We start from the raw sequence: 22,837 nt of genomic DNA, 5'->3' as shown, positions 1-22,837 counted from the left end.
ACTTTGATATATTGAATATTCAAAGCATCAAATCCATGAACTTTTTTAATATCTATATTCAGAATTATTTTGAGGATGTTAGTGATATACAACTAATATTCCGGCAATCAATCAAGCTTAAAATTATTAAAGAAGAACATTTACCAACTGTACCTTCAAAGGACGAGCGCCCTCTCCCCTCTCCTTTAATAGAGGATATAAATTCTGGAAAGTTGGCGAATAGGATTTCAAGTTATTCAATTACAACAAACTCAAAAAAACGGTGTGATTCGATATTTTCAATTTCTGATCGGGAAAAGTTTATTGAAGTTTCATGTAAAAATATTGATAAAAAAGGGATGTACACCTTTTGCCGAGCGGCAAAAATCCAATTTAGTGATGAAGTTCATAACTATCTTAAAGAGTTCGGCAAAGTCTACCTCTTTGCCATCTTTGACTCGTTTGATTTGAAAGTTGGAACAGATTTGAGAATTAAATCTATTGTTTTAACGCCTTTAGAAATGGAACAGATCACTAAGGAACAACAGCAAATTAAACATTGGAATGAATCTATCTTCAATGTCAAAAATACCTATACCCGACTGAAATATAGAATTTCTGAAATTGAGTGTGTATGACTATGATCCAGAATTCCATAAAACGTATTAAGCAAAAGAAAAATATTTTTTTAACTTCACTTTTTATAGGTATCAGTTCTTCAAGCTATGCTGTTGGGTTTGACCGTTGTAATCATAATTTCTATGCCAAAACGCCTCCTATAACTGTAAATAGTCTGCTTACAAAAGCAAATTATGATCTCTGTTTTACAGGGTTTGCTGTTAAATATTCTGGCTTATCTAAAACTGGTTTATGGTCGGCTTCTATTCTTACACCGGACTCTTTAAAAGCTGCATCGCAAATTAAGCGAACCAATAACTTTCATGAAGAAGAAAGAATTCCATTGGTACATAGAAGTTTACTAACAGACTATCGTGGCTCTAATTTTGACCGAGGCCACCTTTCTCCAAGTGCGGATAGGAAAAGTATTAAAGACCAATATGATAGTTTTTCATTGGCTAATATGATCCCGCAAAGTTCTCACGTAAACCAAGAAGAATGGCGTTTAGCCGAAGAAGCTGTTCGCGCTTATGTGAAAAGCCACAATCAATCGGTTTATGTAATCACTGGATCATTATTCTTAGGTAATAAGCTCCGTAAAATCGGAAATAATGTTATCGTTCCAAGTCACACTTATAAGGTTGTTCTTTTTCCCCAACTCAATGTTGCCGGTGCGTATGTTGCAGTTAATGATGAATCTGGCCGAATAGATTATGTTTCTATTAATCAGTTACAGCAATATAGTGGAATTAATTTTTTCCCTACTGTAGCTAAGTCAGACTTGTTCAATTATCGCTTTGTACTTCCTCTTAACTCGCGTGAAGCGGTTGCCATGAAAAGTTTCCGTACTGCTGCGACTAATCAAAGCTCAATATTTACTAAATTACCTTTGTATGGTGCAGCCAACAAAGCACCAAGAGAAAAAGAAGCAACAACGCAAGTAAAACAGAATCGTTTAGATGCTGCTAATCTTGCTGCTGAATCAGCCATATCAAATGCAGGAATGATTTCTGAATGGGCTAAAAGAGTCCTTTCAAAATAAATTTAGTTTTGTATGTCGAAGCCTTGGTATTATCCAAGGTTTTTTTATTTTTTAGATTCTTAAATCTTGCCGATCGGCAACTAAATATGGTTCATTCATGAAATGTACTTTTTTGAAAAGTCGATTAGAACGTAAATTTTCTACAGCTTCAAACTTGCCGATCGGCAACTAAATATTGTTCATTTATGAAATGTATGTTTGAGAAATGTCGATTAGAGCATCTAATTTTTTAAGTCTTATAACTTGCCGATCGGCAACTAAATATTGTTGTTTCATAGATGTAAGTTTGGGCAATGTCTATTAGGGCAGCAATTTTTTAAGCCTTGAAACTTGCCGATCGGCAACTAAATATTGTTGCTTCATAGATGTAAGTAGAGGCAATGTCGATTAGGGCATCAATTTTTTAAGCCTTGAAACTTGCCGATCGGCAACTGAATATTGATGCTTCATAGATGAAAGTTTGAGCAATGTCGTTTTCGGCAACTAAATATTGTTCATTTATGAAATGTATGTTTGAGAAATGTCGATTAGAGCATCTATTTTTTAAGTCTTATAACTTGCCGATCGGCAACTGAATATTGATGCTTCATAGATGAAAGTTTGGGCAATGTCGTTTTCGGCAACTAAATATTGTTCATTCATCAAATGTACGTTTTTTGAAAAGTCGATTAGAACGTAATTTTCTACAGCTTCAAACTTGCCGATCGGCAACTAAATATTGTTCATTTATGAAATGTATGTTTGAGAAATGTCGATTAGAGCATCTATTTTTTAAGCCTTGAAACTTGCCGATCGGCAAGTATTATTAAGAATTCACAGAATGGATGATTTTAAAGACTTATGATCAAAGTATATGTAAGGTCAATTTAATAAATTTTAGATATTGAAAAAGCAAACATATTAAAGAGCAAATAATAACATTTAGTATTGTATATATGCGGTATATGCTATAAAATAATAAGCAAGATATAAAGGTGAAGAATGATGATGGATTTTCTAATGTTAGTTGCTTATGTTGTGGGATTTGGTTTTTTGTCATATCTAACATTAAGCGCATTAGTTTATCTTATTAATGCTTTTAAGAAATGGGAATCTAAACCTGTTTCAGTAGTAGCAAGTATTGATAGCTTTTCTCGTTCCACACCTAATATGTTGGTGTCTTTGGACAAGCAATTAAATGATATGGATTTACAGGTTGTTCCAAGTTATTTAGGCGATTTTGATACAGGTGTTGTCCAGTCACTGATAGATGATTCGATTGTAGGTAACTATGAATTTGTTAATTCAAATGATGGTGGAGGTGTATATTCAGTAACAATTAAAGACGCTAACTATGGTGAATTTAACAGTGACTACAATGTAAATGAGAACCATAACATTACAGATATTCCAGAAGCAGTTTCTAAAATGCTCATGGATGAATTTAATTCAATTGCCGGTCGTCAAGCAGAAACTAAAGATCATAAATACTTTCATGAGAATGGCGTAACAGTTAGCAAAGGCATCTTACTTGCTTCTAAGAAGCACATAATTAAACATAACCATGTTGGCGATGAAAAGTTAGATAGTGGCCGAACTTTCAAAGTGGCTAAGAACGATATTCTAATTCCTATTAAAAATGTTGATGGTAAGTTTTTAAGTTATCAAGTAGTGAATAGTTCTTGTGCTAAAAATGTCCGAATTGCTTCGAGTATTAAGGGTGGGTTTTTTGCAATTGGTGACTTTCCATCTAAAAATAAAGAATACGTTCTGTGTGAAGATTACTTAACAGGTAGTACTTTGAATCGAGTCACTGGTGATACAGTTCTTGTATGTATTGATGTTCAAAACATACCTGATGTGGCTCGATCAATATTATTTAAGGATTCCGATAGTAAGTTGACTTTTGCAACTGCAAAGGATTCACTAACGAAGAATCAAGCAAGAATTAAAAAGGCTTTACAATTTGCTAATGAATTTAATATGCCTTTCATTTTTCCAGTGTTTCCTGTCGGCAAGAAGTTTGAACAATATAAAACATGGAACGAATTACAAAAATTTGTATCTGATGGCGAAATGAAATTACAAATCGAACGTCAAGTAGAATTCTTTTTAAGGGTAGGTAAGGAAGTGGCAATTCCACAAGTAGTTAAAAAATACGGAGTTGTATATAACTAATTTATGAAGATCAAAACGTTAAAGACTATCTAAAACCACGTATTTTTATTTACAGAAAGGTTCGGTGTCAGTATTGCAACGTACTATCTAAAGTGATGGAGGGTAGGTCACTATATGGAGAAAATCACAAGCTCTCTGCAAATCAATTTTATAATTGTGGGGCTTGTGGTTCTAGGGTTGGAATACACAATACAAATAAAAATTCTTTAGGAACATTAGCCAATGTTGAGTTGTGAAAATAGCGAGTAGCAGCACATTCTGTATTTGATAGAATTTGGTTTTAAAGATAAATAAAGGCTATTCAAAAAGTGCCGCTAGGCAAGAGGCTTATAAATGGCTATCAGAAAATATGGGCATTCCTTTGGAGAAATGCCATATTGGGTACTTCGATGTGCAAGAGTGTAATAAAGTAATTGCTTTATGTTTAAGAAATAGAGCTTAATTTAGGTATTATGATCGGACGCAGTTAGATCAACAATTTCAACTGAAAGATTTATAGTTTTCTTCCAAATTAATTCCGCTTGCTGTTCAGACACGGTAATAATATCAAAACCATCAGCAGCAGCTTCCGCACGAAAGGTTTGCTTATTCGGATATTTTACCATTGCCACGCCATTCTTAATTCCAATGATGAACTTACCAGTAGTTTCCTCTAGCTTGTGGGCCTCGTGAATGCTGATTGATTGATCCTTCATTGATGTACTCTTAAATACGCTTGATGGGATGAGAAGATTGAATAACTATTAAATTAGATTCAAAAAGTCAAAAATATTATAAGTATTATTTTTTTAAATAACAATGGCTTTGTTGCACAAAGCTATTCTTGAAGGCTTCTTCAGTAATATAATTTCCAGATGAAGAAGCCTACACCTAAAATCTATCGTACAACCAATTGGTCCTCGTATAACCAAGCTTTAATCAAGCGAGGAAATATTTCAATCTGGTTTGATCCTAAGACGCAATGGTATGCACAACCACAAGGCAAGCAAGGACGAAATCAAACTTATTCCGATACAGCGATTCAATGCTGTTTAATGATCAAATCTCTATTCCGTCTTTCTTTACGTATGGTTACTGGCTTTGTTCAAAGCCTGATTAAACTCTGTGGCTTGAATTGGACAGCACCAGATTACTCCACCCTTTGTAGACGACAAAAGCATATTGATATTGCGATAAGCTATCAGAAAAGTCATGATGGGTTACACCTACTTGTCGACTCTACGGGTTTAAAGTTTTTAGGTGAAGGCGAATGGAAGCGTAAAAAACATCAGCCTGAATACCGTCGGCAATGGCGTAAACTGCATATTGGTATAGATGCTGAAACACTGCAAATACGTGCCGTTCAGCTTACTACAAATAATGTCAGTGATTCACAAGTACTAGGTGATTTACTGGATCAAATTCCACTAGATGAGCGAATAGATTCTGTCTATACCGATGGCGCGTACGACACGAAGTGCTGCAGAAAAGTGATTTCAGATCGTCAAGCACATGCAGTAATTCCACCCAGAAAGAATGCCAAGCCCTGGAAAGATTCTAAAATAAGTTCAATAGAACGAAATGAGTTACTTCAAACGGTTAAACATTTAGGTAGAACCCTATGGAAAAAATGGTCGGGTTATCACCGTCGTAGTTTGGTGGAAACCAAGATGCATTGCATCAAATTATTAGGTGATAGGCTGACGGCAAGACATTTTCAAAGTCAGGTCAATGAAATTCATGCGCGTGTGGCAGTTCTGAATAGATTTACGGAATTAGGTAGACCTCGCACCCAAGTTGTGTCTTAAATTTGAATGGATTGGGGAGAACTCAGCTTTTGAATGTTTATGCAACAAAGCCAATAACAATTAATGTTACTTGAATAAATAATATAAAGATACATTTTGACTATATATTCTAATACTGAATAATTAAATTAATTTCGGTGATTATTAGTTTTCACTGTCTTTTCATCATCACGAAGTTTTGTAAAACCATTATCAAAACGTTCTTTAATCTTCGATTTATCAAATGTATCACGCTTGAATTTTTTAAGACCAAGAAAGTCAGATTCAACTTCTATTGTTTCTGTATCTTTTGTGAGATTCGCTAAATGTATTTGATCTGGTTGCTCGACTTCAAATTCACCAGTGATGACGGGAGGTTGATTGTATGTTCTTGTTTCATATGGGCTTGAATAGACAGCACATGAAAATAGTGATGACGCGGCTATTAAACAATACTTAAACATTTTATAATCCTAATTTAGCAAGTGCCTGTATATGTTATACATTGATTAAATAGATATTTGAATGGTATTTTTATTAATATTAATGGAAATTAAAATTTAATAAAATTGGAAGTATTGTAAATCTGTGGTATATTTTACCTATGATATTTAGTATGTAGATTGGATAGATGGAACAGGATTTAGCTCTTAATATATTAAAGACGGGTGTTAATGTCTTTCTATCTGGGTCTGCGGGAACAGGCAAAAGTTATACTTTAAATAAGTATATTGCTCACCTTAAAAAGAATCGTGTGCGCTATGCAATTACCGCATCTACTGGTATTGCTGCAAGTCATTTGAAGGGTACGACTCTGCATTCATGGAGTGGAATGGGTGTACGTGAAGAACTTACGCAAAGTGATTTGGAAAAAATTAAAAAGAAAAAAATTGGACTAAGTGATACGGCTGTTCTTTTTATAGATGAAATTTCTATGCTGCATTCAAAGCAGCTAAATATGCTTAATCAGATTTTAAAGTATTGCCGTGATAGCGATGAACCTTTCGGGGGTATTCAGTTAGTTGTATGTGGTGACTTTTTCCAGTTACCGCCAGTAGAGAAAGGCAACAGTTCAGGAGCTAAAAAGTTCTGCTTTATGGCTGATTCATGGGTAGAAGCCGATTTCACTATTTGTTATTTAACTAAGCAGTACAGACAAAACGGCGATGCACTGACTACGATCCTGAACCAGATTAGAGATAACACGGTTACTGAGGAAACCTTGCAGTTACTACTCAATACCAAGGACAACTTGCTTGAGGGTGGGGATATTACAAAGCTCTACACCCATAATGAAGATGTTGACCGTATCAATATGAATCATCTCTCAAAAATACAAAACAAGGCTTATGCACATAAAGTCGAGTTTAGTGGCCCATTAGCGATTTGCGAAATGATTATGCGTCAAAGTCGGATACCTGAAATATTTGATTATAAGGTTGGGGCTTTGGTTATGTTCACCAAGAATAATGAGGAAAAAGGCTACTGCAACGGTAGTACAGGGATAATTACTGGAATCTATAAAGATGATGAACATGGTGAAATTCCAGTTGTCAAAATGACTACTGGTGGACAGATCATGGTTGAGCCTGAATCGTGGGCAATCCTTGATGAATCTGGTGAAGAAATTGCTAGTGTGATCCAAATTCCTCTCCGACTGGCTTGGTCTATTACGGTTCATAAAAGCCAAGGTATGACTTTGGATCGAGCTGAAATCGACCTAACAGGCACATTCGAGAGCGGTCAAGGTTATGTCGCTTTGAGCCGTTTGCGTAGTCTGGAAGGTATGAGAGTGCTTGGCCTTAATGAGATGGCAACAGCTATTGTGCCTATCGTGAGAAAGGCTGATGTGCGTTTCAGAGAGTTGTCATCAATAAATGAGGCAAAGTTTATAACCTACAATGGTTTTTTAAAGGATCACAAAGCCTTTTTAGCTAAGTGTAAATCAAATGGTTGGCTGATTACCCAAGGTGACTATAAGAAGTTTAAATATAGTTCGCGTAAGTCCGGTTCGACCACTATCAAGAAAAGAGATATAAAATCTTCTTTAAAAAGCACAGACGATCCTATTGAGAGCTTGCTTAAACAGAAGAATATTTCTCATACCACTCTGATTAAAAATATCCAGATTTGGTGTGAAAAAGACCCGTCAATTGATCTTTCTCGTATTAAGCCTTCTAAAAAGACTTTAGATATTGTTGCGGCCACAATTAAGAGCTATTCAGAGCGTGGTAATAGTCAGCCGCTTTATAAAAACAATGCCTTGTTTATTATGCAAAATGTCCGAATGAACGGTGGGAAGGATATAGAAGAAATTGATGTATGGAAAAGCTTTTTGTTCCTTAACGAGAAAGGGGAGGTGAAACAGTAAAATGGCTAATATTGACTACAATCAACAAGAGCATATATATCAGTTTGAAGATTATCTGCGTTCAATTGGTTGTTATCTCAAAAAATCATTCGATGACTCTCCTAAAGGTGGTCGTTTTTTTAAAGATGGCTATAAAAAAGATAAGGCTGTTGGGCGCTATAAATATTTGGCAGTTACTAGAGATGGTTATCCAATTATTATGTATACGATTTTTTCGATTTTGGATAAATCTGGTAATGTGATCGCTGAACAATCGACAAAATACTTTCAGTATGAAAGAAAATCGAAAAATAACAAAAAAAATAATGAACCGAAATTTGATAAAGCATCATATGAAAAAGCTATTTTAGAAAGACAGCAAAAAGAGCAAGCATTACAGGTTTTATTACGCAAAAATGCTTATGAGGAATATAAATCCTTAATGGATGCTGACGCTGATCCTGATCAACATCCGTATTTAATTAAAAAAAATGTACCGGCGGGTAGGGGATTGATTATTTGTAATAGGGATTTAAAAATTCCTTCCCATTACAACCAGTTCAAATCTGATGAAAAGGAGAAGGATTATTATTTTTTAAAGAAGGGTGATTTATTAATTCCTGCGATTAACCTTGATCTTGAGTTTGTTACCTACCAACGTATTACAGATCGCGGGGTTAAACTTCAACGAATAGATATTTCTACAGTCGGGGCTTTTTACTGTATAGGGGATTGGAGAACTACGACTAAGAGAATCCATTTGTGTGAAGGATATGCTACTGGTTATAGCTTATATTTAGCAACTAATGGTGTAGTATTCGTTTGCTTTGATGTGCATAACATTGGAGTAGTCTTAAAGCTGTTAAAAGAAAAGTATCCTCACATAGAAGTGGTTATCTGTACCGATAATGACCGTAAGAAGAAAACAAAGGTCGGTTTATTTAAAGGTTTTGAGTATTCATATCTCTACAATTCACCTTTTATATTCCCTGTTTTTCCTAATGATGAAAAATATTCCGATGATAGTGATTGGAATGATTTAGCTAAAATTATGAGTTATGAAGTAATCGGTAAAATGTGTGAGAATCAAATAAAATTCTTTTATGAAAATGGAAAAAACACTTGTATCGAACGTGTGGCTAAAAAACATGGGATTATCGGTGAAGATTTAAAAGTTTATGCAAAAAATATTAATTTATTATTTGAAAGTATGGATTTATCCTTTAAATAATAATATTATTTTAATATTAACGATAAATAACTTGGATGGTATATGAAAAAATTACTTCTTTCTGCATTGTTGGCAGTATCTGTAACAGGATTCACAGGCTGTCAATCTATCGAAAAAGCTTCTTCTCATATTTCAAGTGTTATTTCTAAGCAGCAAGAAGATTTGTATAACAATATGGTGAATACCCATATCCGCGATGCGTTCTTCTATACTACACGTAATGATAAAGGTACATTTGAAATTCATTTGGCTAAACCTTTAGTAGCAGCCGGCTTTAACCTTGAATCCAAAGATCGTGGTACATTCTATCTCAAGCGTGATGTAAACCATGAAGGCAATGTTCAGGATGCTTTTCGTGAGATGCGCTCAGGTGTTTATAATTCTGAAAAAGACCTTCCTGCAAAGTATTTCGTAGACCAAGCTAAAGCTCAAGGCCATGAAGTACGTGTTTATAAGAGCTATGTAAGTGGCAAGGTAAATGCAGAGTTACGCCAGAAAGCAGTTCAGTTTAGTGGTGCGACACTTACATTTGACAATGATCCAGTATTTGTAGAATACGATAAGTCTGGTCAAGCTGTAGCAATCATGACCCGAACTTGGCTTACAGCAGAGAACATTGGTGTAATGAATGTGATCTATACAAACGTCTATACGGCGCGTGATGGTCTACGTTGGTTTGAGAATAACTTCTCAAATAGCTATCTGGATAACGCTCTGTTACGTGTTTATCGTTAAGTTAAAAATATTTTCTAAGCTCCCGATCTGGGGGCTTTTTTTTGTTAATAATAAATTAATATTTAATTAATATTAGTATTAACCATAGAAATAATAAATCTAATATATTATTATAATGTTTTATTTTAACTATTATTTTGATAATAGTTTAAATATTGGTGTGATATGGAGTGTAACCAAATTGGCAAAGATTAATCCTAAAGAAGTCGTGGTTGGGCTTGATGTGGGACGTAGTGGAGTGAAGTTAGCTTTTCTATTCAATAACGAACTGAAAACGCACTTCATTCCCTCTGTAGTAAGTCCTGCAAAGCAACTCACATTTGATGCAAACCCGAATGTAACTAAAGAAAATACGATTGAAGTAGATGGTCAATCTTATTTTGTTGGAGATACTGCAATTGAGCAGGGTGCTACTCAGACCGTTGGTTTAAATAGTAATTGGCTTGATGGTGTTGAACATAAAGCTCTATTACAACGATCTAAGACCTTTCTTAAAAGCTATGGTGTGATTCCACGACTGATCGTAGCCGGTTTGCCAGTTAATACATTTAACTCAAATGCAGAATTGCTATATCAGCAAGTTAAATCTGTCTTTGGCTGCTCTGTAGCTCCTGTGCCGCAGCCATGGGGCGTTTTCCAAGATTGCATCCTTACTGATGAAGGGCGTTATAAGCCTAATGGAACCAATACAGCATGTAAGAAATTTGCAGTAGTTGATGTTGGTCATTTCACTACCGATATTTTGCTGATGAATAACTTTCAATGGATTCAAGAAAGTTCAGGATCAAGTGTGGGTATGTATAAAGCAGTAATGGATTTGCAAAACCGTCTTGGTTCAACAGGCACTAATGCAACATTAATCGAATGCCAAGAAATTATGCGTACGGGCAAGCTCAAAGAGTTTGGTAAATACCGTGATGTAACTGATCTAGTGAATGAATCTATTCCAATGACCGTAAGTTCAGTAGTGCAGGACGTTAAAAACCTTTTAGGTAATCAGGCTCGTACTATCGATCACATTATTATCGCTGGCGGTGGCTCTCAAGCTGTGTTTGATGAGCTTAAGAAGCTTTGGCCGCAATGCGAACTTGCTGAGAATCCACGTTATTCAGTTGCAATAGGAATGCGTAAGTACGGCATCACCCAAGCCTTGTCTGATCCTTCATGCTTAGAACTCAGTGCTTGAGGTTTGATTCATGAAATCGAAGGAAGTGAAACTAATTATCAGAAAAGATGCCGACCCAGAAATATTGAAATGGGCGAATACGCTTAAGTATGGTGCTTTTCCCAAGTTAATGCTCGAAATCCTTCGGTGGTATGAAACTAACGGTTTATTGGTTCGTGGCGGTGTTAATCACCCTGATTTGCTGCCACCGAAAATCCCTCTTAATCAAGACTCACCAGATGCAAAGCTATTGTACGAAATGTTCTCTTTGCTCAAGGAGAATAATGAATTACTGAAATCTGGTGGGATTTCCCTACCGACTGAACAAAGGTTAATAAACGAACCCTTTGAAATTATTGATCCAAAACCTGTTGAAGCTCTATCTAAAGATGTTGTTCCTGAGCCATCACCTTTGGTCCATGATCAAGTAGAAGAAGCTGAATCAGAAGAAGAACCTTCACTCCCGTTTACGCCTCCTGCATTTAAAATTTATAGGTAAAAATATATGAAACTTCTAAAAAAAGTAGCTCTTGGTTTAGTTGCTTCAATGACAATCGTTTCTGCACAGGCAGACGTTTCAACATTGAAGGCGAATTTAAAGAAAAACTATCCTGCAACTAAAGTGACATCAGTTGAACCAAGTCCGATTAAGGGCATTTATGAAGTTGTTCTTGGTAAGAACTTGGCCTATACAGACGAGTCTGGTGATTACTTTTTGTTTGGTGATGTTATCCGCATGAAAGATCAACAAAACATGACATCCCCTAAGCGAGATGAACTTAAAAAGATCAGCTTCAATTCACTACCATTCAAAGATGCAATTACCTATAAGCGCGGCAACGGCGCACGTAAATTGGCTGTATTTAGTGATCCACAATGTCCGTTCTGTAAACGCCTAGAAGCAGAATTAATGAAACTCGATAACGTCACTATCTATGTTTTCCTCAATCCATTAGTAGGGCTGCACCCAGAAGCACGCAATCTGTCTAAAAAGATTTGGTGTTCTAAAGATAAGCAAAAAGCTTGGCGTGAATACCTAATTTCTAGCATTGAGCCAACATCAGATGGTTTATGTGAAAACCCTGTAGATTCTACAGTTCAGCTTTCTCGTGATCTTGGTTTTGATGGTACGCCTATGACTGTTCTTGAAGATGGAACAATTGTGGCCGGTGCGGTTTCGGTTGGTGAGTTAGATTACAAACTTGACAAAGTAGCGATTGATAAAGCCAACAAAAAATAAGAACGAGGGCTAAAAGATGCTTAAACCCAATTATAGAAATTTATTACTCACGCTAGGTATGTGCGCGAGTTTATGTGCAAGCAATTCATCATTTGCAAAAGACTTTGGAACATACGGTGATACTTATCCAGTAGTTGAAATGAACTTCATTGAGGCGATCCAAGGCAAGTTGCAGGCAATGATTGATTCTGGTGAATGGGAAACTTTCAAAAAGAAATACATTGAAGAAACCATGAATGGGTTTAAGCGTCCAAAGGGTGCAGACTTGCCCCATGCTACAGCTAATAGAACTCGTTTGGTTGATCCTTCAATTATTTTAGAAATGGATATTCAGATGCCGGATGGGAAATATATCGCTCGTAAAGGCGACTATATCAACCCTCTTAAGCAAATGGGCATTTCCCACCCATTAGCTTTCATTGATGGTGACAATCCTAAACAGGTTGAGTGGGCCGTCAAAATGCGTGAAAAAAACCCCAAGACCTTTATTGTTTTAGTCAATGGAAATTGGTACGACCTGAGTGTTAAACATAAATTCCAATTCTGGTTTGATCAGACAGGTGAATTTATTAATCGATTAGATATTCAGAAAACACCAAGTTATGTCATTCAACAAGATTTGAGGCTGAAAGTAGATGAAATCGCTCTTTAAACTGAATATGGCGATTCATTTTGCCATCAAATTATTTACGAAAATCTCTGGGTCAGCTAAACGTTTAATCATAGGCTTTCTACTTGCCTTAAGTGGGATGTTCATGGTTGGTACGGCCACAACTGCGAATGCTGCAAACGGAGCGCAGGACCTCGTATGTACAGGTGAATTTGCTAATCCGATTACAGGTATGTGTTGGAGCTGTGTAATGCCGATTGGTATTTCCAGTATTTTTTATAAAGGAGGCCAAGACGGTACAAAGGACCTAACTGGTTGGAAACAATATTTGTGTACATGTGATTTATATGTAGGTGTACCAATTAGTTTCTATGAGCCGGCTCGTGTAATGGATGTCACCACAAAGCCATACTGTATGGTTGCATTAGGTGGTGTTTCTTTCGCTGATACTGGATCATTTACAGGTGATACAAACGGATTTGTGGGTCAAGAAGAAGATGAGCAGCATACATCGTCTTTCTTTCAAGCTCATTATTACATCAATCCAGTAATGTATATCCTTGGTCAAATGCTTGATAACTCAAAATGCTTTGAACAGAAAGGCTTTGATGTTGGTTATCTAACAGAAGTTGATCCGTCTTGGCTAATGGCTGAATACGCTAATCTCCTTTCGCCAGATGGATATTTGTATGGCACATTGCCGGCTGTACTTGCATGTACAGGGGATTGTGTAGCTGCAACGGCTCATTTCGGTGTAGCACCGCTTCATTGGTGTGTGGGATGTAATGGGCTTATGTATCCAATGACAGGTAAGATTGATGGCTCAGTTTCAACGATTGATTCTAGCGGTGTGATCATGATGCGTTTGCTTAACAAAATGCACCGTGTAGGCATCAACTTAAGTTATTACGGTAACAATGGTTTATGTGGTGGCTATCGTCAGGTTCTCATGAATAAGCGTCAATATAAGTACAGCATGACTTACCCTGTAAGCCAAACCAAATCAATTGCTAAAGCAATGTCTAAAGCAATCGCAGGATCAAACTCAAGTGTGGGTGGAGAAACTGGTGCGGTTAATGATGGTGCAGGGTTCGCAGATGTTGAGATGAAGAAATCTAAACAATGTTGTCAGCCATTTGGACGAACTACTTTAGTTTGGGGTACAGGTCGTTACTTCCCAGTTAAAGGTGAGGATATGTCATTCCAAATTTATCGGAAACGCGATTGCTGTCAGAAAGTCTATGGATACGGTGATTAATAATGAAAAAATTAAATCGAACTGTTTTGGCATTAAGTTTAATCTTAACGATTTGTAATTCTCAGGCTGCATCTAACGATAATAGCAAAGCTGTTGGTACTGATGTCAGCAATCTAAAAACGACTGGCTATATCGATATAGAGCGTATTAAACGTGAAAATCCGGTTCCGGATGTAGATATAGCTAAGCAGCAAAAACAAGCTTCAAGTGCTTTAGATCGTATTAAGGTGGCTGAAAAACAGGAGCTTCCTGCAAGTGTAGCGAAGCGATTGGAGTTAGGAAATATTGAGGTTCCACCTCAAAAGACCCCTGATTATATCAATGACAAAAAATTGAATAGTCAACTTGGGGCAATTGATTTGGAAAAAATTGCCAAGCAGTATAATGATGCTCTTTTGAGTGAGAAAGATTCAAATAAAGGGCAAGGTTCAAGCGATTTCACGGCAGGTCGGGCTTACCTTTTTATATCTTCGTCAATGCCTAAAGAAACCATGCAAGCATTGTTGAATGATGCGGGTAAGCTTGGTATTTCAGTATTTCTAAATGGAAACATTGGCCCTGATCCCCTTAAGTTTGGGGGGACACAAGCCTATATGAATACTTTGGATATTAAGACACCACCAGAGCTTTTTATTCATCCAGACGCATTTAAGATGTTTAAGATTGACCGTGTTCCGGCGCTCGTTGTGGCTGCATCAAATGTTCAAGATAACTTAGATGAACAAGGATGTGCAGCACCGACTGATTTTGACATTATGCGTGGCGACTTAAGCTTGGCAAGCAATATGCGTAAGATATTTGAAAATGCTTCTAGTCCAGATATTAAGGACATTGCTAGAGGATATATGAAGAATATATCTGCAAATGTTAATTAAAGAAAATGCCCTCAAATGAGGGCTTTTTTTTAAACTAATGTTAGGTATTCACTTGCAAACGATAGGATGTAAAGCTTTATTCATTTCCTTATCCTGTTCATCGCTGTCGCTCAACTGTTCTTTTAGTTTTCCAGTATCCGGATCAAGACTTAATATTTTTTGAACTTTGGAGGTCTTTTTCTTACAGTTCATACTGACTGTAAGAATGACACGACCATTTTCTAGGTCATATTCTTCTATTCGATCATCATTAGATACAGGTATCGGTTGATCAGGATTTTTTGAATCTGTCGTAGAAACGCCAGTCAACATAACACTGAAATTGGATGTATTTTTATCTGGTCTTTTGATGGAGTTTTTAATCACATAGGCATTGAAAGTTTCATAGCCGCTATTTTCAGTAGAGGTAACTGGTATCAAGTTATCATCCGAATGAGCTAAGGTCGTGAACAGGGAGGAAGTCAATAAAAGCAGAGGGAGAGCAGTTTTATTCTTCATATAGCAGTACTTCAATTTTGTGGTATATTGTTTATTATTTTATATTATTTTCAAAAACCATGCGATATTCAAAAGAGTTTATTGATGAAGTGCTTGAGTGTTATTTACGAGTAAACAACATTAGCTACGTCAGTCGAAAATATAATTTGAATCTTCATACGGTGAGATACTGGATTGAACAGTACGAGAAAGAACAAGAGATTCAGAAATATGCAGAGGAATTAGCCCATAAAGCTCAAGTAGTACAATACTTTGAAGAAGTGGGTGATTATGATCTGGTATCTGAAAGATTTGGGATTGCACGTAGTAAAGTCGAAAAAGTTTTAGAAGAATTTAAAGAAGAACTGCATTTTAAAACGCCTGATTACAAAAGGGTTAAACGCGATTTGGTTAAACTTCTTTCCGTATTTACAAAGGCTTATAATAAAAATAAGAGTGGTAGTGTTTTGGAGAAGATTGTTCAGGTAGAGTTATGTTTAGGTAAATCTGATGATTATGTTATTAATAAATATAATGTAGCACAAACATTATTGGATAAAGTAAAGAAAACAATATAGTTTATTATTGACATTATATTAACTTTGGGTAATAATTTGTCTTGGAAGATAACTCGATTCTTTATTGTAAAATAAGCAATGGTATTATCTCCAAAGTTGATGGATCATTAAATTGATCGTAGCCCATTTTTTAAGAATGGGCTTTTTAATGCCCACGATATTCTTCTTCTGAAATAAAATAGAAATTAACAACATACGGAACAATGCTTTGCACTGGCTTACCTTGTTTTAAATAAGGTGTAAATCGTGCTGTTCTAAGAGCGTAATCCACTTTGCTTATAACTTCGTTTCGCACACCCTCCGGATAAAAAACCTTCTTTACATATCCATCTTTTGATAAGAGTAGTTTTACCATCTGGGATTCAGGATACAAGCTGCTGAGTTCATCTGGATTAATTGTGATGGTCGGTGAGTAGATCACTTTTGCGTCCTGATCAGGGATCACATTAGCGGCATTTGCAGCCCAAGGGGAGGAAGTAAAAGCAAAGATTAAAAGCAATTTCTTGTGAAACATTATTATATTCCAATAACCAAATAAAAATTATTATAACGATAATATTTTAATGTATTATAATAAATATTAAATTAATGTTTTATATTAATGTGAAATCTATGAAAAAATATTTGTGTGTTGTAGTTTCCTCTTTGATGCTTTCAAGTTGTGCATCTTCAAACTTAAATTTTAATAAAAATCTTTCACAGGATGAAAGTTTTACAGAAGATGCAGCTCTGATGGAAGATGCGGCATCAATGGAAGATGAAAGCTATGAGCTTGTACAAGTCGGTGACGATATTCCAAGTGAAGAAGTAGTATTGGTCGATGATGGCTCTGCCGCCTATTTATATAAAATGGGTGTCAAATATGATGAAGGGAAAGGCGTAGCTGTCGATCTACCAAAAGCAGAGTCATATTATAAGCAAGCAATGGATAAAGGCTCTTTAGATGCTACGAATGCGCTAGGTGTGCTTTATCTGAATAACGGTAATTATGATCAAGCAAAAAAGTACTTTGAAAAAGCTGCTGCACAAAATGATGAAATTGCAAACTACAATTTGGGTAACATGTCTTTTCTTGGTAAGAAAGCTGCCCTAAATCCAGAAGCAGTAGCATATTATAAAAAGTCTGCATCCAAGAATTACGCACCGGCTTATGTTGCTTTAGGTGATATGTATGCAACAGGCAAAGGCGTTACTTTCAATGCTAATCAGGCAGAAGAATATTATTTAAAAGCTGCGGATTTGAATGATGATGTTGCTATCGATCGATTGGCCCTTTTATACCTCCTTCAAGACGGCGTTGAGGTCGATTCTGATGAAACTCAATATTCAGCCAAAACCGTTAAGCTTTTCCAACGTGTAGCTGAAAAGGGCAATCCAAAAGCTTTATATGTAATGAGCTTACTACATCAAAATGGATATTATGTTGAGCAGGATCAGGATAAAGCTGTTGAATTACTAAAGAAATCGGCTGAGCTTAAGCATCCGGAAGCTGAATACTCATTAGCTTATTTATATTTAACTGGCATGTATGTAGAGAAAGACTACAAGAAAGGTGTTCAGTTAATGACGAATGCTGCAAATAACAATTTCCCAGATGCCCAAAATAATGTTGGTATGCTTTACCTGAAAGGCGAGATCGTACCTAAAGATTTAAAACGCGCTAAAGGTTGGTTAGAAAAAGCATCAGCTAATGGAAGTGCAATGGCTGATTACAACTTGGGTGTTGTCTATGATGCGGGTATGGGTATAGCAGTAGACGCGAAAAAAGCAGGGACGTTCTACATGCGCTCTGCTGAGCTTGGCTACTTGCCGGCGTTTTCCAAAGTGGTTGAGATGTATGCCACAGGTACTAAGGGCGTAGAAAAGAGCAATGAGAAGGCACGAGCATGGCTTGATAAGGCCATTGATAATGATGATAGTGATGCAATGCTTCTGAAAGCGAATGCCTATTACCATGGAAATTATGGATATGCTAAAGATATGGCACTAGCGAAGGACTGGTTAGAAAAAGCTAAAAAAATGGATAACCCTAATGCGTCTACTGTAGAAAATGCTTGGAAGCGTTCAGCGCGTTATCAGAAGTTCAATAAGGCACAGGCACAAAGCTGATATGAAGCCAGAAGTATTTCATTTATCACAGTATCAGCCTAAGTCTTATGAGATGGCGAGTCTGCAAGGATTCGCCCCCGACTTAAACGAATGTCTTATTAATTTAGGTCTAAGACAGGATGTTATACGAGTACTTGATGCAGAATTTACGACAAATATGGGTATGTTCTGTACTTCGCTATCGATTATGGCTACCGAAAATCGGGTAGATTCAAACTGGCGTTTCAGTCAGTACGGTTTGCTTTATATCGTGGATGATCGAAACGATTTTGAAGTTACTGAGCTTGATGGTAATAAACTCACTTTAAACCATACTGAATTTTCCCTAGCGATTGCAGTAATGGCATGTAGAGAAAATATCATAGGTGCTTTGATGCAGGGCTTTAAAAACCCTTTTAGAATTTCCCTGTTTTATCAAAATGTACTTCTGCATTGCATTGACTCTCTGGATCAGGCCAATATTGATCGCAGCAAGGTATTAAAGTTTCTTGAAAAGCATAAAAGGTCCGAGTTCAGAGGTCATGAACCTTATTTTGATCGATACTTGAAGGCAGAGGTAGCGAGTTAAGGTTCCTACCTCCCGACTGTATATATAACCCACTTTATCTAAATTGAGATGAAGTGGGTTATTTCTATTATGTGGTATATTTTATTGAAAGAGGTTGATTCATTTGAGGTTCAAAAATGCTTACAAGTGGAGAAGTGATTTTCTCAGATGAATATCGGTGGGCTAATCGTAATCGTAAAAATGAAATCAAACAGCCCCATAAAGACTTACTTGCGTATATGATCCGGATGGTTGAAGAAAAGCAGCCACGGCTATCTAATCAGCAAGCAAAAGCTAAAGGGGTGCAAGAGTTTTTAAGGGCAGCCGGCCTTCAAGTATTATGTATTGATTCATTTAATGAAGGTCTAACAGGACTGTCTATTCTGGATGAAGAAACAAAAAAAGAATTAGCATTTATCAAAACTAATAGTGTGCTGATTAATAGTATTTATGATTTGTATTTTGATGGGGTTTTTTCTACTTCTGGTGGGCCAGAAGTAGAAACCATTCAAGGTACTTTGGGGTTTTAAAATACTTGTTCTGGTGGGTAAGCGTAATTCCAGTCTGCTTTTTGAATTGTTCTCAACGTGCTATATAAAGGCACTGTGAAAACAGGTGAAACATATGCTGTTGGCTTATCAAGGGTAAGAATCTGAATCTGAAACTTACCAGACGGCGTTTTAAACAGCTCTAGTGATTGTTTTGCAGGAATGTAGAAGTATCGGATTGCCATAGGCTCAGTTGATTCAGTAAATTGAACAATCAATTTTCCAAAGATTGCAGTCGCATGAGGGTTTTGGACCAAAATTGAACTTTCACCATCTACTGTTTGGGGTAAAGAAGGGATTAGACTGGCCTCAAGCGGAAAAACACTACCATCTGGGGCATAAATCATGTGCTGATCTCTAAAAGCTATTGGATCAGGGTATAGGAAATTATCTCGAATATCCGTAGTTTTAGCGATAAGGTTAATGGGTTGAGGTGGCGCTTTAACTTCGGATTGTAGCTGTTCTACCTTTTCAGCTTGTGCTGTGTTTGGTTTTTTCTGATCTTCATTACCATTAAGGATATTTAAGAAGTAACTACCAATTAAAAGGGCGATAATGCCAATAACAAAATAAGTGACGAATGAGCTATTTTTATTGTTCTTCTCAACTCCAATCGTTTTTTCTCGACTGTATTCCTGTTCTACAAATTCATCGGTTTTCGTATTTTCAGGATCGAGGGGCGAAAGAGGGTCCTTGTTTTTTAGATTTTGGTTGGTAATTTTTTTGACTCGCAAATTATCATCAAGCATGGCCTTGGTGTTGGCATTTGATAAGATGTCGTAGGCTTCATGGATTAAAGAGTAAAGGTCAGCCTGATTTTTTGTAAATTTTTCAATGTCATCAAATTCTCTTAAACGTTGATTAAAAGCTACTTCCACATCGTCTATAGATGAAAAATCAGGGATAAGTAATATTTCATAAGGATTAATTGATTTAGACATTTATAGCCTTTTGTGGTGTATTAATAATAATTAATATTAGATTAATATTACGAAAATATAAAGAATAAAAAACGAGCTATATTAATAAAAACATAGCTCGCTTCATCTCCATCCTTTATGAAAAAGGGGTTGTAAAGACTTTACAACAAACGGAGTTTACCAATTTGATTGGCAGGATAATTATATAATATTTAAATGGAATATACAATTCTATTAATCATAATGTTATTATTTCATTAATGTTTTATTATGGTGAATACTATTGAAAACCTTTTTTCTTAAAATTAAAGATTTAAAACTATTAAGTTTTTTAATTGCCATCGTTGTTGCTCTGCCCATTTCTTACCTGATCGTTTCCTCAGAAGTACTTCTTGTAAAAGGATGGTTGTCTTGGACTTTGGGGGTCGGTGTAGTAGGGGTTTTGTTGCTGCATATACAATCTTTCTTCGCTACAGATACAGGTGAATTGGGATTCTTTTACAGCCGACTGTACGGAATGTTTTTCAGCTTTGCTTATACCAGTCTGATATTTCTGGTGATATTGGCAATAGGTGGGGGAGCTATTAATCCTACCGCCCCATACAGCTTAATGGTTACTGTGTTAGCTATAGGATTTTATAACTTCCTTCGTGATAACTATGCAGACATGGCGATCAAACATTTGTTAGGTAAAAACTTACTGGAAAAGAACCAGAATAAATAAGAATGCTTATGTATTTTTATTTCCTCAAGTCTTTCTTTGTTCAGGTAGTGCAGCTCCCAAATCACTTAGTTCAATTTTGGGTTGTGGGAGTTTTGCTTCCTCTATTGCGTTCTCAGTCGGTAAAACAATTGACTCTGTAGGGTCCATTGGTTCATCAGAGGTGGTTTTATCATTTGAGGGTTCTCCTACTAACAAATCAATTGATCCGCTACTGTCCATGGCTAGTAGATCGATTTCTGCCATTTGTGGAAAATCATCGAGTCCTATTGATTCTGTAGCGACTGGTATTGTTTCCTTTAACACATCAATTTCTAATAATGGATCGATTTCTACTTCAACAGTGACATCATTTAATTCCAGACTCTCAGTGATCTGAACTTCTGGTGTTTCTTCATTTGGTGTTTCTTCATTGAGATCATCAGCAGTGATTAAATCTTCTTTAGTGCTATCCGGATCGGCACCTACAAGCAATAAATCGATTTCTGTACTTGCTGTATCCGGCATTAGATCAATATCTGTTGTGTCAGCAGTTTTGAAGTCATCAAACTCTGCATCATCTACCGATGTAGGTGTATCTCCTACGGCGATATTATTTAAATCATCGAGTGGGTCTGCTTCAGCATCAACTTGAATATTTTCATCTATCACATCTGGTATAGAGGGTTCTGTGGTTGCACTATCGGCTAATTGAATGTCGGCCTCTGTTTCAGTGTTTTTAATATTCTCATTTTCATCCACGGCTTCGCTTGCAACTACTGTATTAGTTTCCGGAGTTGATTCAACGCTTGTAGTATTTGTCTGGGTAGGTTGGTTATCTGATTTGGCTGCTTTCTTTTTCTTTGTAGGTTTAATTTCTTCGACTTGTTCATTGTCAGAATTATCTTGCGTGTTTACTGGAGTCTTATCCACTGTGCTAGTAGGAGTATTTTCATCATCCAAACTATCATCAGGCATTGCAAGGGTAACATTTTCACTTAACACATCACTCATGAGTTGTTGAGAAGCTACCATTTCCGCTTTGGATGAAATTTCTGGCTGTTCTAAAGTGAGTTTATTTTTGGCTGAGCTGAGTTTTTGAACAAGGTAGTCAAGTAGTCTAATAAATGAGGTTTTGATTATGCCGCGATTTGGTTTGTGATCCGGTGCAAGAACATAGATCAGATCACTGATGGCTTTGCTGTCAAATACCTTAATATCTGCACCACTATTACGGATATAAATGTTCGTACTTGGATCGGCTTTGGCACTGGTCGCTAAAAGCCAACTTGTCGCTTGGGAGGTGCTATCACGGAAATTACTGGCAATCTCATTAATATGCTTCTCAGTGAGTTTTCTAGTTCGGTTAATGATCCGTATTTCCACAAGACTGCTCTCATGTCGCGCAAGCAAATAATGATCGTAGGTGTTTTCTGGATCATCATTTTGAATTTTGACTTGTTTCACCGAATGAAAGCCATAAGCTTTAAAAAGTTTGGTTAAGTAAACCGAAAATTCTTCTGTATTGAGTTTATGAAGGCGAGGGAGGGCCTTAGCCAAATCATTTACCTTGTTTTGCTTATTCGACTTTGAATTTGGGATTTTAAAAATTAAGAAAGATGCTAAGAGGATGAAGTCAGCTACATAAATGACCTTAAAGCCATCATAAAGTTGAATGAGTTTGTATATCACAAAGGATAGAAAAAGCTGAGCCATCCAATACCAGATTGAATATGAGCGTAGCTTCTTGTCTGTTCCTGCAATGAAGGTTCCGAAGGCAACGGTAAAAAACAATACAGAAAGATAATTAAGCAATAATATTTCTAAAGGAGCCATAGATCGTTTTCTTCACGCTATATTCAAAAATAAATATTAATCATTTTCACAATTATTTCATTATTTGAAAAAATGATGTTTTTAAAGTTAATTAAT

The 22,837-nt window shown here is 36.3% G+C and carries 26 protein-coding genes; 20 read left to right on the top strand and 6 right to left on the bottom strand.

The window, feature by feature from the left end; genetic code table 11:
* The first annotated feature begins 35 nt into the window (after nucleotides 1-35).
* From ACRAD_RS14680 to ACRAD_RS16770, 5 genes are all read left to right on the top strand, one after another.
* A complete protein-coding gene (locus tag ACRAD_RS14680) occupies nucleotides 36-617 on the top strand; it encodes a hypothetical protein (RefSeq protein ID WP_010700288.1) in 582 nt (193 codons plus the stop codon).
* Nucleotides 614-1,639, top strand: coding sequence for a DNA/RNA non-specific endonuclease (locus ACRAD_RS14675; RefSeq protein WP_010700289.1), 1,026 nt, complete (start codon nucleotides 614-616; stop codon nucleotides 1,637-1,639). The genes ACRAD_RS14680 and ACRAD_RS14675 overlap by 4 nt, the downstream gene beginning before the upstream one ends.
* A gap of 999 nt (nucleotides 1,640-2,638) precedes the next feature.
* Entirely contained in the window at nucleotides 2,639-3,796 is a 1,158-nt protein-coding gene (locus ACRAD_RS14670; RefSeq protein WP_010700290.1) for a hypothetical protein, read from the top strand.
* Nucleotides 3,796-4,032, top strand: coding sequence for a zinc-finger-containing protein (locus tag ACRAD_RS16775; protein WP_151298626.1), 237 nt, complete (start codon nucleotides 3,796-3,798; stop codon nucleotides 4,030-4,032). Before ACRAD_RS14670 ends, ACRAD_RS16775 begins: the two co-directional genes overlap by 1 nt.
* 38 nt (nucleotides 4,033-4,070) lie before the next feature.
* On the top strand, nucleotides 4,071-4,238 hold the full coding sequence (locus ACRAD_RS16770) for a zinc-finger-containing protein (RefSeq protein WP_089041199.1): 168 nt from the start codon (nucleotides 4,071-4,073) through the stop codon (nucleotides 4,236-4,238).
* Between the two features lies 1 nt (nucleotide 4,239).
* On the opposite strand, the gene ACRAD_RS14655 is transcribed toward ACRAD_RS16770, so the two are convergent.
* Nucleotides 4,240-4,491, bottom strand: coding sequence for a hypothetical protein (locus ACRAD_RS14655; RefSeq protein ID WP_010700291.1), 252 nt, complete (start codon nucleotides 4,489-4,491; stop codon nucleotides 4,240-4,242).
* 159 nt (nucleotides 4,492-4,650) lie between these two features.
* On the opposite strand from ACRAD_RS14655, the gene ACRAD_RS14650 reads away from it, so the two are divergent.
* Nucleotides 4,651-5,583 (top strand): IS5-like element ISAha3 family transposase, encoded by a 933-nt coding sequence (locus tag ACRAD_RS14650; protein ID WP_004812228.1) that lies wholly within the window; start codon nucleotides 4,651-4,653, stop codon nucleotides 5,581-5,583.
* A 128-nt stretch (nucleotides 5,584-5,711) separates the two neighbouring features.
* Here the strand turns inward: ACRAD_RS14650 and ACRAD_RS14645 are convergent, their stop codons facing one another.
* Entirely contained in the window at nucleotides 5,712-6,026 is a 315-nt protein-coding gene (locus ACRAD_RS14645; protein WP_010700097.1) for a hypothetical protein, read from the bottom strand.
* 167 nt (nucleotides 6,027-6,193) lie between these two features.
* Between ACRAD_RS14645 and ACRAD_RS14640 the strand changes: the two genes are divergently transcribed.
* From ACRAD_RS14640 to trbC, 9 genes are all read left to right on the top strand, one after another.
* Nucleotides 6,194-7,933: a PIF1 family DEAD/DEAH box helicase gene (locus ACRAD_RS14640; protein WP_010700096.1), complete on the top strand. Its 1,740-nt coding sequence runs from the start codon at nucleotides 6,194-6,196 to the stop codon at nucleotides 7,931-7,933.
* A 1-nt stretch (nucleotide 7,934) separates the two neighbouring features.
* A complete protein-coding gene (locus ACRAD_RS14635; RefSeq protein ID WP_010700095.1) occupies nucleotides 7,935-9,143 on the top strand; it encodes a hypothetical protein in 1,209 nt (402 codons plus the stop codon).
* A 42-nt stretch (nucleotides 9,144-9,185) separates the two neighbouring features.
* Complete coding sequence (locus tag ACRAD_RS14630) at nucleotides 9,186-9,878, top strand: hypothetical protein (RefSeq protein WP_010700094.1); 693 nt, start codon at nucleotides 9,186-9,188, stop codon at nucleotides 9,876-9,878.
* Between the two features lie 181 nt (nucleotides 9,879-10,059).
* Nucleotides 10,060-11,064: a ParM/StbA family protein gene (locus tag ACRAD_RS14625; protein ID WP_142093818.1), complete on the top strand. Its 1,005-nt coding sequence runs from the start codon at nucleotides 10,060-10,062 to the stop codon at nucleotides 11,062-11,064.
* Nucleotides 11,065-11,074: 10 nt separating this feature from the next.
* Nucleotides 11,075-11,542: a hypothetical protein gene (locus ACRAD_RS14620; RefSeq protein WP_010700092.1), complete on the top strand. Its 468-nt coding sequence runs from the start codon at nucleotides 11,075-11,077 to the stop codon at nucleotides 11,540-11,542.
* 6 nt (nucleotides 11,543-11,548) lie between these two features.
* Nucleotides 11,549-12,283: a DsbC family protein gene (locus tag ACRAD_RS14615; RefSeq protein WP_010700091.1), complete on the top strand. Its 735-nt coding sequence runs from the start codon at nucleotides 11,549-11,551 to the stop codon at nucleotides 12,281-12,283.
* A gap of 16 nt (nucleotides 12,284-12,299) precedes the next feature.
* Nucleotides 12,300-12,935, top strand: coding sequence for a type IV secretion system family protein (locus ACRAD_RS14610; protein WP_010700090.1), 636 nt, complete (start codon nucleotides 12,300-12,302; stop codon nucleotides 12,933-12,935).
* Nucleotides 12,919-14,151 carry a TraU family protein gene (locus tag ACRAD_RS14605; RefSeq protein WP_010700089.1) on the top strand — a complete coding sequence of 411 codons (1,233 nt, stop codon included), beginning with the start codon at nucleotides 12,919-12,921 and terminating at the stop codon, nucleotides 14,149-14,151. The genes ACRAD_RS14610 and ACRAD_RS14605 overlap by 17 nt, the downstream gene beginning before the upstream one ends.
* A 2-nt stretch (nucleotides 14,152-14,153) precedes the next feature.
* Nucleotides 14,154-15,026, top strand: coding sequence for a type-F conjugative transfer system pilin assembly protein TrbC (trbC, locus tag ACRAD_RS14600; protein WP_010700088.1), 873 nt, complete (start codon nucleotides 14,154-14,156; stop codon nucleotides 15,024-15,026).
* A 48-nt stretch (nucleotides 15,027-15,074) separates the two neighbouring features.
* Here trbC and ACRAD_RS14595 read toward each other — a convergent pair whose 3' ends face one another.
* Entirely contained in the window at nucleotides 15,075-15,524 is a 450-nt protein-coding gene (locus tag ACRAD_RS14595; protein WP_042861447.1) for a hypothetical protein, read from the bottom strand.
* Nucleotides 15,525-15,541: 17 nt separating this feature from the next.
* Between ACRAD_RS14595 and ACRAD_RS14590 the strand changes: the two genes are divergently transcribed.
* Nucleotides 15,542-16,081, top strand: a complete 540-nt coding sequence (locus ACRAD_RS14590; RefSeq protein ID WP_227548717.1) for a transposase — start codon at nucleotides 15,542-15,544, stop codon at nucleotides 16,079-16,081.
* A 145-nt stretch (nucleotides 16,082-16,226) separates the two neighbouring features.
* Here ACRAD_RS14590 and ACRAD_RS14585 read toward each other — a convergent pair whose 3' ends face one another.
* The gene (locus ACRAD_RS14585; RefSeq protein ID WP_010700085.1) at nucleotides 16,227-16,595 is read right to left on the bottom strand and encodes an energy transducer TonB; all 369 of its coding nucleotides are present in this window, start codon (nucleotides 16,593-16,595) and stop codon (nucleotides 16,227-16,229) included.
* A 98-nt stretch (nucleotides 16,596-16,693) separates the two neighbouring features.
* On the opposite strand from ACRAD_RS14585, the gene ACRAD_RS14580 reads away from it, so the two are divergent.
* The 3 genes from ACRAD_RS14580 (at nucleotide 16,694) to ACRAD_RS14570 (ending at nucleotide 19,267) form a co-directional block, all read left to right on the top strand.
* Nucleotides 16,694-18,190, top strand: coding sequence for an SEL1-like repeat protein (locus tag ACRAD_RS14580; RefSeq protein WP_170211168.1), 1,497 nt, complete (start codon nucleotides 16,694-16,696; stop codon nucleotides 18,188-18,190).
* A 1-nt stretch (nucleotide 18,191) separates the two neighbouring features.
* The gene (locus ACRAD_RS14575) at nucleotides 18,192-18,758 is read left to right on the top strand and encodes a hypothetical protein (RefSeq protein ID WP_010700083.1); all 567 of its coding nucleotides are present in this window, start codon (nucleotides 18,192-18,194) and stop codon (nucleotides 18,756-18,758) included.
* Between the two features lie 116 nt (nucleotides 18,759-18,874).
* The gene (locus tag ACRAD_RS14570; RefSeq protein WP_010700082.1) at nucleotides 18,875-19,267 is read left to right on the top strand and encodes a hypothetical protein; all 393 of its coding nucleotides are present in this window, start codon (nucleotides 18,875-18,877) and stop codon (nucleotides 19,265-19,267) included.
* Here the strand turns inward: ACRAD_RS14570 and ACRAD_RS14565 are convergent.
* Entirely contained in the window at nucleotides 19,264-20,226 is a 963-nt protein-coding gene (locus ACRAD_RS14565) for a hypothetical protein (RefSeq protein WP_010700081.1), read from the bottom strand. The two genes, ACRAD_RS14570 and ACRAD_RS14565, sit on opposite strands and share 4 nt — an antisense overlap.
* A gap of 262 nt (nucleotides 20,227-20,488) precedes the next feature.
* Here ACRAD_RS14565 and ACRAD_RS14560 point away from each other — a divergent pair, with 262 nt between their 5' ends.
* Complete coding sequence (locus ACRAD_RS14560) at nucleotides 20,489-20,929, top strand: hypothetical protein (RefSeq protein ID WP_010700080.1); 441 nt, start codon at nucleotides 20,489-20,491, stop codon at nucleotides 20,927-20,929.
* Between the two features lie 24 nt (nucleotides 20,930-20,953).
* Here ACRAD_RS14560 and ACRAD_RS14555 read toward each other — a convergent pair whose 3' ends face one another.
* Nucleotides 20,954-22,741, bottom strand: coding sequence for a hypothetical protein (locus ACRAD_RS14555; protein WP_042861443.1), 1,788 nt, complete (start codon nucleotides 22,739-22,741; stop codon nucleotides 20,954-20,956).
* Between the last annotated feature and the right edge of the window lie 96 nt (nucleotides 22,742-22,837).

This window comes from Acinetobacter radioresistens DSM 6976 = NBRC 102413 = CIP 103788 (genome assembly GCF_006757745.1).
GTDB classification, from domain to species: domain Bacteria; phylum Pseudomonadota; class Gammaproteobacteria; order Pseudomonadales; family Moraxellaceae; genus Acinetobacter; species Acinetobacter radioresistens.
This window is presented reverse-complemented; position numbering and strand designations above follow the sequence as displayed.

Bases quoted from the DNA above. Each gene is read 5' to 3' on its own strand.
- ACRAD_RS14680 (WP_010700288.1), top strand. From the start codon at position 36: ATGAACTTTTTTAATATCTATATTCAGAATTATTTTGAGGATGTTAGT.
- ACRAD_RS14675 (WP_010700289.1), top strand. From the start codon at position 614: ATGACTATGATCCAGAATTCCATAAAACGTATTAAGCAAAAGAAAAAT.
- ACRAD_RS14670 (WP_010700290.1), top strand. From the start codon at position 2,639: ATGTTAGTTGCTTATGTTGTGGGATTTGGTTTTTTGTCATATCTAACA.
- ACRAD_RS14655 (WP_010700291.1), bottom strand. From the start codon at position 4,491: ATGAAGGATCAATCAATCAGCATTCACGAGGCCCACAAGCTAGAGGAA.
- ACRAD_RS14650 (WP_004812228.1), top strand. From the start codon at position 4,651: ATGAAGAAGCCTACACCTAAAATCTATCGTACAACCAATTGGTCCTCG.
- ACRAD_RS14645 (WP_010700097.1), bottom strand. From the start codon at position 6,026: ATGTTTAAGTATTGTTTAATAGCCGCGTCATCACTATTTTCATGTGCT.
- ACRAD_RS14640 (WP_010700096.1), top strand. From the start codon at position 6,194: ATGGAACAGGATTTAGCTCTTAATATATTAAAGACGGGTGTTAATGTC.
- ACRAD_RS14635 (WP_010700095.1), top strand. From the start codon at position 7,935: ATGGCTAATATTGACTACAATCAACAAGAGCATATATATCAGTTTGAA.
- ACRAD_RS14630 (WP_010700094.1), top strand. From the start codon at position 9,186: ATGAAAAAATTACTTCTTTCTGCATTGTTGGCAGTATCTGTAACAGGA.
- ACRAD_RS14620 (WP_010700092.1), top strand. From the start codon at position 11,075: ATGAAATCGAAGGAAGTGAAACTAATTATCAGAAAAGATGCCGACCCA.
- ACRAD_RS14615 (WP_010700091.1), top strand. From the start codon at position 11,549: ATGAAACTTCTAAAAAAAGTAGCTCTTGGTTTAGTTGCTTCAATGACA.
- ACRAD_RS14610 (WP_010700090.1), top strand. From the start codon at position 12,300: ATGCTTAAACCCAATTATAGAAATTTATTACTCACGCTAGGTATGTGC.
- ACRAD_RS14605 (WP_010700089.1), top strand. From the start codon at position 12,919: ATGAAATCGCTCTTTAAACTGAATATGGCGATTCATTTTGCCATCAAA.
- trbC (WP_010700088.1), top strand. From the start codon at position 14,154: ATGAAAAAATTAAATCGAACTGTTTTGGCATTAAGTTTAATCTTAACG.
- ACRAD_RS14595 (WP_042861447.1), bottom strand. From the start codon at position 15,524: ATGAAGAATAAAACTGCTCTCCCTCTGCTTTTATTGACTTCCTCCCTG.
- ACRAD_RS14585 (WP_010700085.1), bottom strand. From the start codon at position 16,595: ATGTTTCACAAGAAATTGCTTTTAATCTTTGCTTTTACTTCCTCCCCT.
- ACRAD_RS14580 (WP_170211168.1), top strand. From the start codon at position 16,694: ATGAAAAAATATTTGTGTGTTGTAGTTTCCTCTTTGATGCTTTCAAGT.
- ACRAD_RS14575 (WP_010700083.1), top strand. From the start codon at position 18,192: ATGAAGCCAGAAGTATTTCATTTATCACAGTATCAGCCTAAGTCTTAT.
- ACRAD_RS14570 (WP_010700082.1), top strand. From the start codon at position 18,875: ATGCTTACAAGTGGAGAAGTGATTTTCTCAGATGAATATCGGTGGGCT.
- ACRAD_RS14565 (WP_010700081.1), bottom strand. From the start codon at position 20,226: ATGTCTAAATCAATTAATCCTTATGAAATATTACTTATCCCTGATTTT.
- ACRAD_RS14555 (WP_042861443.1), bottom strand. From the start codon at position 22,741: ATGGCTCCTTTAGAAATATTATTGCTTAATTATCTTTCTGTATTGTTT.